A 17,506-nucleotide genomic window follows, 5' to 3' on the forward strand; every position below is an offset into this window, starting at 1 on the left:
CTGTTGGGCTCCCTTGGAAAAGCGGCAAGCCATCTGCCGTCGCTGATGGCTTGCCGTAGATACCTTCAGGTATCGGAAGGAGCGTTAGGGGGTCACGATGTTGAACCAGAAGTCGAAGTTGTCCATGTAGCTCATCAGTTCGTCGAGCTTGCCCGCATCGCCCTGCACCTTGATCTCGCCCGAGCCTTCCGCGTCCTTGAGCGTGGTCTGCTTGAGCATGAGTTTGTTCAGGGTGTCGCGGGTCAGGGTGATGCTGGCGTCGGCGTCCTTGGCCTGCGCGCCTTCGGTGTGGTTGAGCACGCCGTTGACCATCTCCAGGGTGTACTTCTGCTTCAGGTCGGTGAAGTCGAAGTTGAGGGTGATGTGCTTGTCGGCGACCTCAGGTCCTTTCAGGCGCATGGCCAGGTAGTCGAAGAACAGGTCCAGATCCATTGCCTTGACGGTGTCGGGGCTGGCGGTGTCCGGGGTTGGCAGTTTCTGCACGCCGTTGCGCAACTCCTGCGCGCCGGTCAGGTAGAAGTTGCGCCACGGGCCGCTCTCGGCCTGGTAGCCGAGCTGTTCGAGAGCGTCGGCCTGCAGGTTCTTCGCCGCCTGGTTGTTCGGGTCGGCGAAGACCACGTGGTTGACCACCTCGGCCACCCAGCGGAAGTCACCCTTGTCGTAGTACTCCTTGGCCTTCTTCAGCACGGCGTCGGCTCCGCCCATCATGTCGACGTAGCGCTTGGCTTCTTCCTCGGGCGGCAGTTCCCACAGGGTTGCGGGGTTGCCGATGAACCAGCCCAGGTAGAGCACGTAGGTGGCCTTGACGTTGTGGTTCAGCGAGCCGTAGTAGCCGCGGTTGGAGAAGCGATCGGCGATCCCCTTGGGCAGTTTCACCTGCTCGGCGATCTCGGTCATGGTCAGGCCCTTGTTGGCCAGGCGCAGGGTCTCGTCGTTGATGTAGCGGTACATGTCGCGCTGCGAGGAGAGCTGGTCGCGGACTTCCTTGTTGCCCCAGATCGGCCAGTGGTGCATGGCGTACATCACCTGCACGTCGTCGCCCCACATCTTCAGTGCCTCGTTGAGGTACTTGGACCAGGGCAGCGGCTCGCGGATCTTCGCGCCGCGCAGCGAGTAGGTGTTGTGCAGGGTGTGGGTGGAGTCCTCGGCGGTGTTCAGCGCCTTCAGCTCCTTGATGTAGTACATCATCTCGGCCGGCGCCTCGCTGCCCGGCGCGTAGAGGAACTCGTAGGTGAGGCCGTCGATGACGCGCTTCTCACCGGTCTTGGAGATGATGTCGGTGGGCGGGATCAGGGTAACGGTGCCGGCGGACGTGGTGGTGCCCAGGCCCGCGCCAAGCTGGCCGGTTTCGCTCGGGGGCAGCAGGTTGCCGTACATGTAGCTGGCGCGGCGGCTCATGGCGGTGCCGGCCATGACGTTCTCCGCCACGGCGTGCTCGAGGAAGCCCAGCGGTGCGTAGATCTTCACCTTGCCGGACTTCACGTCCTTCTCATCCACCACGCCGCGCACACCACCGTAGTGGTCAACGTGGCTGTGGGTGTAGATCACCGCTACCACCGGCTTCTTCGGTCGGTGCGCGTAGTACAGGTCGAGCGCCGCCTTGGCAGTCTCGGCGGAGATCAGCGGGTCGAAGATGGTGATGCCGGTCTTGCCTTCGACGATGGTCATGTTCGACAGGTCGTAGTTGCGTACCTGGTAGAGGCCCTTGGTGACCTCGAACAGACCGGAAATGTTGATCAGCTGCGACTGCCGCCACAGGCTCGGGTTGGTCGTGGCGGGCGCGGCTTCGCCTTCCTTGATGAAGTTGTACTTGGCCGGGTCCCAGATCAGGTTGCCTTTCTCGCCCTTGATCGGCTCGCTGGGCAGCGGCGCGATGAAGCCCTTGTGGGCCAGTTCGAACGAGGTCTTGTCGTTGAACGGCAGCTCCTTGAGCAAGGCGTCGTTGGCGGACTTGGTGGCATCGGTGGCCGGCTTGGGCGCTTCGGCGGCCCAGGCCTGGGTGGTCATGGAAATGGCCGCGGCCAGCAGGAACGACGAGCTGAATTTCCAGAGCCTGGCGGCGCCTTGGCCGTCCAGTGGGTTCGAAGATTGCGCGATCAGTTTCATTTCAAGCTCCTTCTTGCTTGATGCGCTGTACCCTTCGAGGCAACTGCCAGCGGTATTGGTTGTGATGCTTCCTGTTTTAGCTTGGAGGGCGCCAGCCCTGGCCGGCACCCTCGCTGCGAAGGCTTACTTCTTCAGTTGCTCGTAAGACTTGACCATGTCCCGTGCCCAGCCATCGAGTACGGCTTTCGCATCGTTGGCGGTCATGACTTGGGAGGAGTTCTCCAGTTCTGCGCCGGCTCCCTTGCGCACGACCTGGGCGACCACTTCACCATTGCCGCCGTCGAGGAAAGCCGCTTCGGTGGCGATGCTGGTGTCCTGGTCGCGGATGCCGGTCGCGGTGCTGACGCCGGCGGCGATCAGGGCGATGGGGATTACCTCGTAGGGCTGCAGGCCCTTGGTTGAGGCGCTCACGGCGGTGATGGCCGGACGCACCACCAGCACGTGCGGACCAGGGCCGCTGGCGAGGGGCAGGGCCTTGGAGAATTGAGTCTGGAGGACCTGGTCGTAATAGGTAGTGATGCCTTGCAGGGTCTTCTCGGGAATCTTCTCGGTCGGTTGCGGTTGCGGATACAGCTGGCTGCGCTCGACATACACACTGGTAAAGCTGCTCACGTCCACACCGGGTTTGATCCAGCGCATCACCGGTGCACCCGAGGGTGACTTCTCTTCCTTCAGCGCCTTGTAGTCCTTCAGGAAACCGGAGTAGTTCTCCGGCTCCACGTACTTGCTCGCGCATCCGGCGAGCGTCAATGTGGCAAGGCACAGCGGCAACGCCATCAGTTTCCAATTCATCGAGCTACTCCTTGTGGATGATTCTTCATTCAGTGTTGGGGTACGGTCTTCTGCCGCGTGCTATCAGAAACGCCAGGTCGCTCCCCCGCCGATGATGTGGAGGGCGGCGTTGTTGTAGGTGCCCGAAAGCGTCTCGCCGGAGCGTGATTTGGTCTGTTCGTCGTCCATATCGCCCAGCCATACCAGGGTGTAAGCCAGGTGAACGTCCAGCCCGTCATCGAGCTGGTAATTGACTCCAGTGGCGAGGCGCCAAGTCTCGGCCATGGGGTTGTCGACGGTGCGATCCTTGTCATCGACAGCCGAGCTGTCGTAGCCCACACCAAAGCTCCAACGCAGGCGAGGGTTGGCCTGATATTGAGTGCCGATGGAGGCGTGCCAGGTGTCCTTGTAGTGGCGGTCTACCGTGCGATCCACCCCACCTGCGTTCGCATCCACCTCCACGCCGATCTGGCCGAAGTCGCTCCAGTCCTGCCAGCCCAGGCTGCCCAGCAGCTTCCACTGAGCATCGACTTGGTGGGCGATGCTGAGGGTCGCGGTCTGTGGAATGTTCATGTCCAACTCAAGCGAGTCGACATCCAGCCGATTGAGCGCAGCGTTGATGATCGGGTTGCTCACCTTGCGTACGTCAGGGCTGTCTTCGAACTCCAGTTTCACCTTGCTGGTGTAAGCGAGGCCGATCTTTGTCCGTTCGCTGAGGTCGTAGAGCAAACCGATGTTCACACCCGTTCCGACGTCGGTGTCCTTGTATTCCAACTGGCCGTCGGGGTTGTCGCGCAGGCCGAGCAAGTTGTTGTTGATGGCCATTTCGGTGCGGTAGTAGCCATACACAATACGGGGGCCAATACCGACCGAAAGCTGGTCGGTGAACTTGTGCGCAATGGTCGGCTGGAACGACACACCGATCACCGCCGACTCCTGGCTGAAGTAGCGGCCGGCCCAGTCATCGTCATAGTTCACTGCCAAGCCGAAGTTGCCGTACATGCCGAAGCCGATAGCGGAGCGATCATCGATCTGGTGGCTGATGAACAGGCTTGCGCCCGGCAGCCACTCAAGGGCATTGCCACCTTCGTTGCCGTCGAATTCGTTATTGCTGTCACGTCAGAAGCGCAGATCGCCAAGGATCACTTGCGCATTGGCGCTGAGCTGAGTTCCCGCCAGTTGTGTGATGCCGGCGGGATTACTCATCAGGATGCTGGGGTCGCTAGGCAGGGCTGCGGAACCTGCGTTGGCGAGACCGTTACCCTCCTGTCCCGCCTCGTAGATCAGAATGCCTCCCGCAAATGCCGGACCGCTCAAACATGCCAGGAGTACTCCTGAAACCAGCGCCGCTTTAGTCTGGTCGGCTCGTTCAAGATTCGAGATCATTCAGCGCTCCATGCCCGCAGAGGGACCAACTGCCACGCATGGAAACGTGTGGCAGGCTAAGGCTCCGAATGCAATCTGGAGACAAGTGCCGCTCATCCAACGTGGGATCCGGCGATTGTGTGAATCAGCCTAGATAGCTAATCGCGATGTGCAAGCTGACTTTTGGTTCAAGGGGCGATTAAGACGTATTGGGCGACAGGGGCAGAGGTATAAGGAGTGGTCAAACTGGATGAGGGTTTTCAGGCAATGAGGCTTTTCGCAGGGTTCAGTGGCGAACGAACACTCCCCTCCACTCATCAGGTGTCGCGAAATGAGTTGCCAGGAGTTGAGCTCGCGATGCGAGAGCAAACCCCTGCCGTTGAGCGCTGCCATCCCCAACAACATTCGTGAGTGGCGCGCTTGTGCGACGCTCCGAATCGTCAGCCTGCCGTCACCGCGACGATGATTGGACCGCACACCGCCAGCAGCACATTGGAAATTGCGTAGCACACCGTGAAGCCAATGACCGGCGTATTGCTGCCGGACTGCTCGATGATCTTGTTCATCGACGCCGCCTCTGTCTGCGCGCCGGCAAGTGCGCCGAACAGAATCATCGGGTGCAGCCCGAGGACGTAGCGGCCGAAATACAGAGTCACCACAGGTGGGATGATGGTTACCAGTGCGCCGGCGAACACCAGCGCCGCTCCCTGGTTCTGGATCGCAGTGATGGCCGCTGGGCCGGCCAGCAGACCCACCACTGCACCGAAGGCGGTCAGTCCGAACTCGGAAAAGGCCCACTGCGCAGCTGGTGGAAGAGCGCCGTGCTCGGGATGCCGCGAGTTGTACCAGCCGATCACCAGACCGGCGAGGAGTATGCCGCCGCCAATGCCGAGCTCCACCGGAATCATGCCGACGTGGGTAGAGAGCATTCCGGCTAGCGAGCCAAGTACCAGGCCCAGGGTATGGATGGCGATGTCGCTCTTGTAGTTACTTTCGCGAACGCGTCCGATCTGTTTTGCCAGGGCCTCGACGCTGGCAGCACGCCCCACCAGGTTGATCACATCGCCACGGCGTAGGACGGTATCGGGCAGTTGTGGCAGCTCCAGGCCCTGCCGGGTGATGGTTCGGATGTAGCAGCCCATGCGTTGTGCCGCGCCCAGTTTCGCCTTGATCTGCGCGATGGTCTTGCCCGCCAGGTGCTTTGAAGTAAGCACGATGTCGGCATCGCGGGTGGCAAAGGACATACTCAGCGGATCGTCCACCTCTGTGCCTATCCACTGGCTCAACCCAGCCAGGGCTTCACGCAGGGCATACACCCCGAGCATATCGCCGTGCTCCAGGCGCAGTTGTGGGTCGCGCTCGATCACTCGGCCTTGGCGAATCACCCGTTCGACGCTGAGCTCGGCATGCAAAGCCTCCAGGTCTGCGATGCGCTGGCCAGCGACAGCCGATGCCTCGACGCGGTAGGCGCGGACGACGATGCGGGTGTAGGGGATGGTGATGCTCTGCTCGTCGCGCTCGATGCCCAGTTGCCGCTCCAGTTCGTGCGCGCTCTCGCGCAAATCTACGCCCAGCAGCCGGGGTGCGATGCTGCCGACGAAAACAATCAGGCCGATGGTGCCGAACAGATAGGTAATGGCGTAGGCCACCGCCATATGGCTGTTGAGCTGGTTGCGCGCGGCTTCGTCAACGGACAGTTGTGCGATGGCGCTGCTGGCGGTGCCCATGATCGCCGTGTCGGTCAGCGCGCCAGCGCCCAGCCCGGCGGTGAAGCCGGCATCGAAACCGAACAGTCGGTACATCGCCAGGATGGTCGCGAGTGCGGTTGCGCAGAGCACCACCGACAGCAGTACCAGCTTGAACGTGCCGCGGTTGAGGCTGCCGAAGAACTCCGGACCACTCTTGAAACCCACCGCATAGATGAACAGCGCGAAGAAAACTGACTTCAGCTCGTGGGGCACCTCCAGCCCGATCTGCCCGATCAACAGCCCCATCAGCAGTGCGCCGGCGACCGACCCTAAATGGAAGCCGCCGATTTGAATCCGGCCCAGCAGAACACCCAGGGATATCGCAAGGAACACAGCGATTTCAGGGTTGGCGCGCAAGGCATGCAGGACAAAATCGAGCATCGACATAGCTCCCTGTCGAACAGACATCGGTGAAGTATGGCTGGTGTGGGCCGTGCTGCTGTTATGCGGTGGAGTGTGGACCAGGCTTTTTCTTAGTGCGATTTCGCATTCTCGCCGGCCATGTCGAAAATCCTCGACTAGTCTCTTGCTGACTTCTTCCGGATCGCTCCAGAGCCATTAACAAGGCTCTTGTCGTGGATAGCGATTTTCCTGGTCGGCGTATGCTGGCCCGCCACGAGAGCGCCTATGGCTGTAGCCAGTGATTTGATCATCTGCGAGTACTGCGACGCGGTGTACGAGCGCCAGCCGCTGCAGCGTCATCAACGAGCCCTGTGCGTGCGTTGTGGCGGCGTACTGCATCGGCACAATGCGTTGTCGGTGCAGCAACGCTTGGCCTTGGCGCTGACTGGCGCCGTGCTGCTGGCCTTTGCCAATGCGTACCCGGTGATGACCATCAGCATGCAGGGCCTGAGCAACTCGGCGACGCTGTGGGACGCAGTGCTGATCCTCAGCAGCGGTCCCATCACCTTCATCGCCCTGGTCACCGGCCTTGCCATCATCCTCGCGCCTGCGCTGCAGGTGACGCTGCTCCTCTGGGTACTGAGCTTCGCCCTCGCCGGGAGTCGCGCTCCGGGCTTTGCCTTCTGCATGCGCTGGCTGGAAGCACTGCGTCCCTGGAGCATGCTGGAAGTCTGCCTGCTGGGCACCATGGTTGCGGTGATCAAGCTGGCCGGGCTGCTGGACGTGATCCCTGGTATCGGCCTGGTGGCCATGGCGGCACTGAGCGTGTTGATCATCGCGATCGCCGGCAAGGACATCCGCGATCTTTGGGAGCGCGTATGAGCACACCGCCACTGGCCAGCGACCTGCACCTGTGTCTGTGCCATGGCTGCGGCATGGCCTGTGATACCCGCAGTAATGCCGACCATTGCGAGCGCTGTGGCGCGCCCCTGCACAGCCGCAAGCACGACGCTATCACCCGCGGCTGGGCGTATCTGGTGGCGGCGCTGATCTTCTATGTGCCGGCCAACCTGCTGCCAGTGATGCACACCGAAATGCTCGGCCAGGGCATCGACAGCACCATCGGCGGCGGCGTCCTGGAGTTCTGGGAAAGCGGCGCGTGGGATATCGCCCTGATCATCTTCATCGCCAGCATCGGCGTGCCGGCGATCAAGTTCCTCTCCCTCGGGCTGCTGCTCTGGACCGCCCAGCACCGCAGCGCCTGGGCGCGCCGGCAGCGCTCGCAGCTGTATCGCTTCGTCGAGCTCATCGGCTACTGGTCGATGCTCGACGTGATGGTCGTGGCGCTGGTGGCGGCCCTCGTGCAGATGCGCGAACTGGGCACCATCGAGCCGCGCGCCGGCATTCTCTTCTTTGGAATGGTCGTGGTGCTCACCATGCTCTCGGCCATGAGTTTCGATCCACGGCATATCTGGGATGAGGGAGACCCTATCGATGGCGCACACTGAGCAGCACACTCCGGGACAACCGCAGGTCCGCACCCGGCGCTGGAGCGTCTCGCTGGTCTGGATCGTGCCGATCGTGGCGCTGCTGATCGGCGCCTCGCTGATCGTGCGCAGCTGGATGGAGCAGGGGCCGACCATCGAGATTTCCTTCAAGACCGGCGAGGGCCTGGTCGCCCACAAGACGCAGGTGAAGTACCGCAGCGTGGTAATCGGCGAAGTCGAGGGCGTGGAGCTGGCCAAGGACAAAAACAGCGTCACCGCCAGCGTCAAGCTGAACAAGGAAGCCGAATCCTTCGCCACTGACGGCGCGAAATTCTGGGTCGTTCGCCCGCGCATTGGCGCCGGTGGCGTGACCGGTGTCGACACGTTGCTCTCGGGCAACTTCATCGGCGCCGACGCCGGCGAATCCAGCAAGCCGCAGAAGCGCTTCACCGGCCTGGAGGCACCGCCACCGATTACCTATGGCGAGAAGGGCAAGAGTTTCGTCCTGCGCGCCGATGACCTGGGCTCACTGGATATCGGCTCCCCGATCTATTACCGCAAGATCCCGGTGGGCCAGGTGACCTCCTACGCCCTGCGCAGCGACGGCAAGGGTGTGGATCTGGGCATCTTCATCGAGGCGCCCAACGACGCCTTCGTGACCCAGAACACGCGCTTCTGGAATGCGAGTGGAGTCGATGTCGACGTCAGCGCCAATGGCCTGAGGGTGAACACCGAATCGCTGTCGGCTCTGCTGGTTGGCGGGCTGGCCTTCGGTGCGCCGGAGGGCAACGAAGAAGTGTCCGCCGCACAGGACAATCAGGCTTTCGACCTCTATGCCAATCGTGACAACGCCCTGGCGCCGCCCACCGGGCTGCCGCAGTACATGCGTCTGCGCTTTGACCAGTCGATGCGGGGGCTGAGCGTGGGCGCGCCGGTTGAGTTCATGGGCGTCGAATTCGGCAAGGTGACCAACATACAGTTGGATTACGACGAGAAGCTGCAGATATTCCCGGTGGTGGTGGATGCAGTGATCTACCCGCAGCGCCTGGGGCCGGTGCACCAGAAGATGCTGAAGGCCTTCGACAGCAGCGTGGGTGATCAGGGCGGCGTCACACGTGTGATCGGCAGCTTCGTCGAGCACGGCATGCGGGCCCAGGCTCGCAGTGGCAACCTGCTGACCGGACAGCTTTACATCTCCCTGGACTTCTATCCCGACGCCAAGCCCGTGGCCTTCGACGCCACCGCCCGGCCGCTGCGTATCCCGACGGTGCCCAGCAGCCTGGCGAAGCTACAGGAACAGTTGCAGGCAGTGGTGGACCGCATCGGCAAGCTGCCGCTGGAACGCATCGCCAACAACCTCGACGGCAACCTGCGTGAATTGCAGGGCAGCCTCAAGCAGTTCAATACCCAGACCCTGCCGGGCGTCACCAAGACGCTGGATGAAGTGCGCACGACGCTGGCCACGGCCAACTCGGCGCTGGGCGAGAACTCGCCGCAGCGCGAGAAGCTCAGCGACACGCTTGATGAACTGGACCGCATGTCACGCTCGTTGCGCGACCTCTCCGACTACCTGGGGCGTCATCCGGAATCGCTGATCCGCGGGCGACCGAAGAACGCCAACGCCGATAACCTTCAGCCCTGATCAAGGAGAGATTTCTGATGCCGAAGCTGCCCATGCTGCTCCTGGCCGGCCTGTTCCCCGTGATGTGGGGTTGCAGTAGTGCGCCCATCCATTACCACACGCTGGTACCCGCCCAGCCGGGCGGCCCGGCCAGCGGCCAGGTGAAGGTGGAACGAGTGTCCATGCCGCCGCAAGTCGATCGCTCGCAGATTGTCATTCGGCAGGGTGGCAGCGGTTTGGCAATCCTGGAAACCGAGTGGTGGGGCGCCAACCTGGTGGACGAATTCCGCAACGCCCTTGAAGACCAGCTCGGAGCGCCGGGTGCCGGCGCCGCGTTGCTGCGGGTGGATGTGCAGCGCTTCGATTCGGTGCCGGGGCAGTATGCGTTGCTCGATGCGCGCTGGCGCCTGCAGCGTCGCGGTTCGGAAACACCCCTGGTCTGCCGCAGCAGCCTGCAGACGCCGGCCGGCCCCAGCGTCGAGGCGCTGGTGGTCGCGCAGCAGGCCAACCTGCGCAAGCTCGCCGAACAGGTGGCACAGGCCAGCGCCAGCGCAAGCACCCGCTGCCCTTGATCGCCAACTGCCAGGTGCCCTCGATAAATCGGCAGCGCCGGGGTTGTCCTCGGCACGGCGTACCGCCCGGCGCTTCATGACACGTATCGCAGCACGCGAAGCGATGAAGATCACCTTCTTCCACTGTGGCCTGCGCGCGTGGGCGGTCTGCGCCATCGTCGGCCTGATTCCGGTCATAAGCCTTCGCAGCAGCCGGGAGAGGGCCCTGTCTAGACCGGGCTTGCATCAGACCAAGTAATGAGCATTTCACGGCAGACCAGTTGCCGGCAGCCATCTATTGGGAGCTCGTTCATCGGTTCCTGGCCAGTCGAGCGTCGTATTTCTGCCGGCCAACGCCAGCAAAATGGTTACGCTCATACCTAAGTATGATTTTTTGAATCGCTACTTCGTCGCTTACGTGGCGCAGACGTACTGATTAGTTTTCCCGGGCCAACATCAACCACGGGAAAGCCGCATGACAACAAAAAAAGCGCGCGCCGGATTCGTCCCAAACGCACTCGCACTTGCCGTAGCCATCGGCTGCGCCGCACAGGCTCAGGCCGCGACATTCACTATCGGTGAGATCGAGGGGACATTCGATTCATCCCTCTCCGTGGGGGCCAGTTGGGCACTGCGCGGTGGCGATCCGGACCTTATTGGCGTCAACAACGGCGGCAAAGGCCTATCGCAGACCTCCGATGACGGCCATCTGAACTTCAAGAAGGGCAAGACCTTCTCCAAGATTTTCAAGGGCATCCATGATCTGGAGTTGAAGTACGAGGACACCGGCGTGTTCCTGCGCGGCAAGTACTGGTACGACTTCGAACTCAAGGATGAGAGCCGGCCGTTCAAGGACATCGACGACAGTGGCCGGAAGGAAGGTGCCAAATCTGCCGGTGCGCAGATGCTTGATGCCTTCGTCTACCACAACTACACCATTGCCGATCAGCCCGGCTCCGTACGCCTGGGCAAGCAGGTGGTGAGCTGGGGCGAGAGCACCTTCATCCTCAACAGCATCAACTCGATCAACCCCATCGACGTTGCTGCCTTCCGCCGCCCAGGCGCAGAGATCAAGGAAGGCCTGATCCCGGTAAACATGTTCTTCGTCTCGCAGAGTCTGACCGACAGCCTCTCGGCCGAAGCCTTCTACCAGTTGGAATGGGATCAGACTGTCGTCGACAACTGCGGCACCTTCTTCTCCCAGGCTGATGTGGTGGCGGACGGCTGCAGCAATAACCTGCGCCTGCTGACCAACAACCTGGCGGCAGGTCGTGCGGTGAATGCCGCTTTGCCCGGCACGACGATGGATATCGATCAGAACGGCGAGGGCACCCTGGTGCGCCGCGCCGGCGACCGTGACGCGCGCGACAGCGGGCAGTGGGGCCTGGCGCTGCGCTACATGTTCGATCCGCTGAACACCGAGTTTGGCGCGTACTTCATGAACTACCACAGCCGTGCACCCTTCCTGAGCGTTACTTCCCCTTCGCAAGGCGTGTACAACACCGCGGCACGCACCGGCGCCGCTGCGCCGCTGGTTGTGGCGGGCAACTCCAGTTATTTCATGGAGTACCCCGAGGACATCCACCTTTATGGCCTGAGCTTCTCAACGACACTGCCCACCGGCACCGCCTGGAGCGGTGAGGTGAGCTACAGGCCCAACGCGCCGGTACAGCTCAACACCACCGACCTGTTGTTTGCTGGTGTTGGCCCCCTGGCCGCCATAAACCCGGTCGGCTTTGCGGCCTACGGCAACGCTTCGGTGCTCGATGCAACGCCGGGGCAGGATCTGCACGGCTATCGCCGCAAGGAAATCACCCAGTTCCAGACGACCCTGACGCACTTCCTCGATCAGGTGATGGGCGCCGAGCGCCTGACCCTGGTTGGCGAACTCGGTGTGGTCCATGTGGGGGGCCTGGATTCGCGGCAGGACGCGCGCTATGGCCGTGACCCCGTATATGGGCCGGGCGAGCTGCCGGCCACTGGCGCGGTCAATACCTGCCGGGCCCTGAACCAGACGACCATATCCGGTGCGGTGGGCAATAACGATTTCACCAACCTGACCACCAACTGCGATAACGACGGCTATGTGACCTCTACGGCTTGGGGTTATCGGGCCCGCGCAATCTGGGACTACAACAGCGTGTTCGCCGGCGTGAACCTGCGACCGAACATCAGTTGGTCCCATGACGTTCATGGCTATGGCCCCAACGGCCTGTTCAACGAAGGCAGCAAGGCTGTGAGCATCGGTCTGGATGCCGACTACGCGAACACCTACACCACCAGCCTTTCCTACACGGACTTCTTTGGCGGCGACTTCAACACGTCAGTCGACAGGGACTTCGTCGCTCTCAGTTTTGGCGTGAACTTCTAACGCAGAGGACATTGCAATGCACATTCAACGAACCTTGAAATCCGGCGTACTGGCTTTTTCGCTGTTGGCATCTGGCGTGATGGCTGCGGTCCCTGCAGCTGAAGTCGCCCAACTGGGTGGAACCCTCACGCCGATGGGCGCCGAAAAGGCCGGCAACGCGGACGGCAGTATCCCGGCATGGACCGGCGGCCTGGCCGCCAACGCAGGCGCCGTCGATTCCAAGGGCTTTCTTGCCGACCCGTTCGCCAATGAGAAACCGCTATTTGTCATCACCGCTGCCAATGCGGAGCAGTACAAGGACAAGCTGACTGACGGCCAGATGGCGATGTTCAAACGCTATCCGGATAGCTACAGAATCCCGGTCTATCCGACGCATCGCACCGCTGCATTACCGGACGATATCTATGCGGCGATCAAGACCAGTGCGACTCGTACGGAACTGGTGGGCGGCGGTAACGGCCTGCAGAACTTCGACAGCCACTATTACGCCTTCCCGATTCCCAAGACTGGCGTCGAGCTGGTTTGGAACCACGAAACGCGTTACCGCGGCGGTAACATCCATCGCTACATCACCCGCGTACAGCCGCAGACCGACGGTTCTTTCTCCATGGTGCACTTCGAGGATGAAGTGTCCTACCCGTCGAACCTGCCGGACTTCGACAAGGCCAAGGGTGACAACATCCTCTTCTATTTCATCCAGCGCGTGACGGCGCCGGCGCGTCTGGCGGGCAACGTCCTGCTGGTGCACGAAACCATCGATCAGGTGAAGGAGCCTCGTCAGGCATGGCTCTACAACGCCGGCCAGCGCCGCGTGCGCCGTGCGCCTCAGGTGGCTTATGACGGCCCAGCCACCGCTGCGGACGGCCTGGCGACCTCCGACAACTACGACATGTACAACGGCTCGCCCGACCGCTACGACTGGAAGCTGGTGGGCAAGAAGGAGCTGTACATTCCCTACAACAGCTACAAGCTTGATTCGCCCACGCTCAAGTACGACGACATCATCAAGCCCGGCCACATCAACCAGGACCTGACGCGCTACGAATTGCACCGCGTGTGGGAAGTGGTCGGTACGCTCAAGAGCGGTGAGCGACACATCTACGCCAAGCGCCACATGTACTTCGACGAGGATACCTGGCAGCTCGCGGAGGTCGATCATTACGATGGCCGCGGCCAGCTCTGGCGCGTTGGCGAAGGTCACGCCCAGCAGTACTACAACCACAAGGTGCCGGGTTACACCGCCGAGACGCTTTACGACGTCATCTCCGGTCGTTACTCGGTCATGGGCCTGAAGAACGAGGAGAAACAGAGCATCGTCTTCGGTGCCAAGGCGATCGCCGCTGACTACACCCCCGCTGCGCTGCGCCAGACTGGCGTGCGCTGATGGCGACCGTGTTCCACTGAGCAACTCCGTGTTGGGCGGCCCATGGGCCGCCCTTTTTTGTGCCAGATCGTCGGCAAGTCCGATACAGCCAGCGGTTCAAACCGTACGATGTGTTCCTTTTCCCACTGGAAACCAACGAGTAACGCCATGCCCACGGCGACTATCTACACGGACCCGTGCCGTGCTCCTGCGTTGCCCACCGGCTTTCTACCTCGCCCACGTCTGAGCCAGGCACTGCTTCACTCGTCATGCCGATTGCGGTTGATCTGTGCCCCTGCCGGCAGCGGGAAGAGTGTGCTGCTGCGCGAGTGCGCACTGGCGCGCCCAGAAGACACGCGCCTGCATTGGCTGGATCTGAAGGGTCTTCAGCTAGACGAAGCTTCACTACTTGAAATCCTGGCCTCCGCGCTTGGCCTTGCCGGCCATGATGTCACCAGTGTGCTCACCTACCTGGCTCAACACGATGGGCCACTCTGGATCATGCTCGATGATCTGCCGCAGATAGGTGATGAGCGCCTTGACCGGCTTCTCGATCTGTTGCTCCACACCTCGTCGGCGAATGTGTACTGGTGGCTCGCAAGCCGCCGTCGGCCTGCCTGCAAACTGGAACGGTTACTGCTCGAAGGAGAGTTGTTCGAACTCGGGGCCGATGATCTAGCCATGACGGCTACCGAATTGACTGATCTGCTGGGCAGTCTCTATGGCGAAGTCCCATCCGCCACAGTGCAGGCATTGATGGCTCAGACCGATGGCTGGTTCGCCGGCATCCGCTTGCGCCTGCACGGCCGCGACCCCGGCCAGCCGCCAGAAGCCGCGCAGGGCAATGCACTGGTTCGCCGGTACTTGGAGCAGGAAGTGCTGGCTGAGCTCCCTGACGAGTTGCGCCAGGCGCTATGCAAGCTTTCTTGCTTGCAGGATTTTGACGAGTCGCTCTGTGAGCATGTGCTCGGTGTCGGCGAAGGCAAGCTGTTGCTGCAGCAATTGCTGAACGCGGGCGTGTTCATAGAAACACTGGACAGCGATCAGGGGCTGCATCGCGTACGCCCAGCAGTGGGAAGCATTCTTGCTGCGGAAGTGGCGCAGAACCTGAAGCGGGCCCTATACCGCCACGCCTGCCAATGGGCCGCGGGGCGCGAGCAGATTCGCCAAGCCATCGACTATGCACTGCTGGCTGATCAGGCTGAGATTGCCGCCAGCCTGCTGCAGCACTTCAATCGAGACAGGTTGCTGCATGGTAGCCAGATGGCGCGAGTACTTCGCTGGCGCAACCTGCTGCCCGGAGAGCTGATTTCCAGTACGCCCCGGCTGCTGATCCTCAATTCCTGGGCACTGCTCATCAGCGGTCGACTGGACGAGGCTGAGGTCTGCGCCGCGCAGTTACAGCGCTTTCTTCCGCAGCCGACAGCGCAGCGTCAGCGAGAGCTGCTTGCTCAGTGCCAGGCACTGAGCGGCAAGCTGGAGTATCACCGCGGCAAGGTCGATGCCCCACACATGCGTGAGGCGTTGGAAAACCTGCCGGAGTCCGCCTGGGCGCAATACGTGATAGTGCTTACAGCGCTCATCGAAGTAGAGATAGTCGACGGTCGCATCGAGACCGCGCAAGTCTTCCACCGTGATGCCATCAAAGTGGCTCGCCGCCACGGCAGTCGAGTACTGGAGGCTTTGTTACTGCTCCAGAAGGTGCAGCTCCTGGAGATGCAGGGGGAGCTCAGGCAGGCGTTGCACTTGGCAGAACAACTCCACCAGGAACTGAACGCCGGGGGTAAAGGAGAAGCCAACCCGCTGAGTGGTCGTACAAGGTTGCGTCTGGGCGCCTTGCTGGCCCGAATGGGGCAATACGCTGCGGCTCGCGGGCACTTTGAAGCTGGCCTGCAGGAGTGCCTGGACTGCGAGGACCCAGCAGCCTCGTGGGGGTACATCGGGCTGGCCGAACTGGATGCGATGCAACAGTCCCTCGCTCAAGCTCATCTACGGCTCGCCGATGCCGAGCGCTTGCTGCAGTTCCGCAACATCACCGAGCCGCTGTACCAGAATCTGCTTTTGCTGGGCTACGCCAGGTTATGGATTCAGGAGGGCTACGCCGGCCGCGCTCGCGCCGCGCTGGAAGAGTGCCTGCTGCAATACTCCGGGCCAGCCCGCAAAAGGCCACCCTATGGCAACCCCGAATTGGTCCAGCACCTTCAACTGGCCCTTGTCCAGGCGCGCCTGGCAGCCGGTGAAGATGTCGCTGCAGTTCTCGAGGAGATGCTCAAGGATGCCCTTCAACAGGAGCGGCGTGCGCTGGCCGTGGAGTTATGGTTCGTCCTGGCCGAGGCACATTACTCCAAGGGCCAACAGGTAGTCGCACAGCGGGCGTTGCTCGATGCAATGGCGCTGGCCCGGCAGGTAGGTATGGTCAGCGCGGAATACGCTTGTAGTCTTCGCAACCCGGGTCTCGTGCGCTGGGGAAAGGAATCGCTGAGGGCTGACGATCAACAACCCGCCGCTGTGCTGCTCAGCCCCCGCGAGTTGTCGGTGCTGAAGATGATCGCCCAGGGGTTGTCCAACCAGGACATTGCTGAGCAGCTATTTATCTCCCTGCACACCGTCAAGAGCCACGCGCAGAAGATAAACGTAAAGCTGGGAGTGGCGCGGCGCACCCAGGCCATTCTCCGGGCCAAGGAGCTGGGGCTGGTGAGATAACCGCGCGCTGATCCGTTTCAGCCAGATGGGGCGGGGGATTGAGAGGCGTCCGCAGCGTCGAGCAACTGCCGGCGGACCCCGCGCGGAGTGTCATCGAACCAACGACGGCAGGCACGATTGAAGACGCTTTGCTCGCTGTAACCCAGCAAGCCCGCCACCTGGGAGAGTGGCATATGGCGCTCGGCCAGATAGCGCTGCGCACAGGAGCGGCGAGCCTGTTCCAGCAGCGCCTCGAATCCCGTTCCCTCGACGGCAAGGCGCCGCTGCAGCACACGTTCATGCAAACCTAGTTGCTCGGCGATCAGGCTGATGCGGCAGCGCTGGGTCGGCAGCGTGCGCAGAATCAGATTTTCCACTTGCCGCACCAGGCCAGCCGAGCCCTGCGCGTCGAAAGGGCTGAGGTAGTCCAGCAGTACCCGGTGCAGTTGGGCGTCCTGTCGCTCGACTCGCTGACAGAGCTGTTCTCGGCTCAGGACGAGAGCGTTGCAGTCCTGGCCGAAATAGATGGTCGTCCCGAAGTAGCGCCGGTATCGGCTGGATGGCAGTGCCCCGGCGCCGCTGAGCTGAAGGGAGCGGGCGCTGAACTGGCTGCCGCACAGCAGTTTCATCGTGTTGTAGCCCACACCCAGAGCGAGTTCCTGCATCTGTCGATGCCGCGTTGGGCCTGGCAGGCGAATCTCGATCACCAGCCGAGGGCTGTCAGGTTCGGCGCGGTCGAGTTGCACGTCGATGCCGGGGCTGTGGTAGCCGATGAAGCGCGATATCTCCTCCAGTGCCTGGCCGACCGTCGCCGAATTTCGCGCAATCAGCGCGACGGGCCCCAGGACATGCAGGTCCTGATACTCCGCCATGCGTAGACCCAGGTCGGGGCAGCCCAGCTCATCGGCCGCGCATTCGAGCACCCCCACCAACGATCTCAGCGGGACCCGCGCTTCGTCATCATCCAGTGCGCGAAGGTCGATCTGGAAACGATGCAGGAACTGGGCAGGATCGCCGCCCAGTTGCTCGACCAACTGCGGAAATCCAATGAACGAAGTGGTGCGGATGAGGGCTGTCACAGTCGTCAAAAATCAATTTT

Annotated in this window: 10 protein-coding genes and 4 pseudogenes; 9 read left to right on the forward strand and 5 right to left on the reverse strand. The window is 62.0% G+C overall.

Annotated features, from left to right (window positions below; genetic code table 11):
- Positions 1–84: 84 nt before the first annotated feature.
- The 4 genes and pseudogenes from AC2T4A_RS15905 to aspT form a co-directional block, all read right to left on the reverse strand.
- On the reverse strand, positions 85–2,106 hold the full coding sequence (locus tag AC2T4A_RS15905; protein ID WP_478378098.1) for an alkyl/aryl-sulfatase: 2,022 nt from the start codon (positions 2,104–2,106) through the stop codon (positions 85–87).
- A 123-nt stretch (positions 2,107–2,229) separates the two neighbouring features.
- Complete coding sequence (locus tag AC2T4A_RS15910; protein ID WP_416748323.1) at positions 2,230–2,898, reverse strand: DUF3313 domain-containing protein; 669 nt, start codon at positions 2,896–2,898, stop codon at positions 2,230–2,232.
- Positions 2,899–2,961: 63 nt separating this feature from the next.
- Positions 2,962–4,263: pseudogene (locus AC2T4A_RS15915) on the reverse strand (OmpP1/FadL family transporter).
- 419 nt (positions 4,264–4,682) lie between these two features.
- Positions 4,683–6,371 carry an aspartate-alanine antiporter gene (aspT, locus tag AC2T4A_RS15920; RefSeq protein ID WP_486741152.1) on the reverse strand — a complete coding sequence of 563 codons (1,689 nt, stop codon included), beginning with the start codon at positions 6,369–6,371 and terminating at the stop codon, positions 4,683–4,685.
- Positions 6,372–6,617: 246 nt separating this feature from the next.
- Here aspT and AC2T4A_RS15925 point away from each other — a divergent pair, with 246 nt between their 5' ends.
- From AC2T4A_RS15925 to AC2T4A_RS15965, 9 genes and pseudogenes are all read left to right on the forward strand, one after another.
- Positions 6,618–7,214: a paraquat-inducible protein A gene (locus AC2T4A_RS15925; RefSeq protein ID WP_088416859.1), complete on the forward strand. Its 597-nt coding sequence runs from the start codon at positions 6,618–6,620 to the stop codon at positions 7,212–7,214.
- Positions 7,211–7,840 carry a paraquat-inducible protein A gene (locus tag AC2T4A_RS15930; protein WP_486741153.1) on the forward strand — a complete coding sequence of 210 codons (630 nt, stop codon included), beginning with the start codon at positions 7,211–7,213 and terminating at the stop codon, positions 7,838–7,840. Before AC2T4A_RS15925 ends, AC2T4A_RS15930 begins: the two co-directional genes overlap by 4 nt.
- Positions 7,827–9,461: a PqiB family protein gene (locus AC2T4A_RS15935; protein WP_486741154.1), complete on the forward strand. Its 1,635-nt coding sequence runs from the start codon at positions 7,827–7,829 to the stop codon at positions 9,459–9,461. Before AC2T4A_RS15930 ends, AC2T4A_RS15935 begins: the two co-directional genes overlap by 14 nt.
- A gap of 17 nt (positions 9,462–9,478) precedes the next feature.
- Complete coding sequence (locus AC2T4A_RS15940) at positions 9,479–10,012, forward strand: PqiC family protein (protein WP_486741155.1); 534 nt, start codon at positions 9,479–9,481, stop codon at positions 10,010–10,012.
- Between the two features lie 79 nt (positions 10,013–10,091).
- Positions 10,092–10,181 (forward strand): annotated as a pseudogene (locus AC2T4A_RS15945) (hypothetical protein); the annotation flags it as partial.
- Positions 10,182–10,466: 285 nt separating this feature from the next.
- Entirely contained in the window at positions 10,467–12,362 is a 1,896-nt protein-coding gene (locus AC2T4A_RS15950; protein ID WP_486741156.1) for a DUF1302 domain-containing protein, read from the forward strand.
- A gap of 16 nt (positions 12,363–12,378) precedes the next feature.
- Entirely contained in the window at positions 12,379–13,746 is a 1,368-nt protein-coding gene (locus AC2T4A_RS15955) for a DUF1329 domain-containing protein (RefSeq protein ID WP_478378106.1), read from the forward strand.
- A gap of 735 nt (positions 13,747–14,481) precedes the next feature.
- A pseudogene (locus AC2T4A_RS15960) lies at positions 14,482–16,131 on the forward strand (winged helix-turn-helix domain-containing protein); the annotation flags it as partial.
- 108 nt (positions 16,132–16,239) lie between these two features.
- Positions 16,240–16,428: pseudogene (locus tag AC2T4A_RS15965) on the forward strand (response regulator transcription factor); the annotation flags it as partial.
- A gap of 17 nt (positions 16,429–16,445) precedes the next feature.
- Here AC2T4A_RS15965 and AC2T4A_RS15970 read toward each other — a convergent pair.
- The gene (locus tag AC2T4A_RS15970; protein ID WP_486741157.1) at positions 16,446–17,441 is read right to left on the reverse strand and encodes an AraC family transcriptional regulator; all 996 of its coding nucleotides are present in this window, start codon (positions 17,439–17,441) and stop codon (positions 16,446–16,448) included.
- Positions 17,442–17,506: the final 65 nt, after the last annotated feature.

This window comes from Pseudomonas sp. PVC-3-1 (assembly GCF_057444315.1).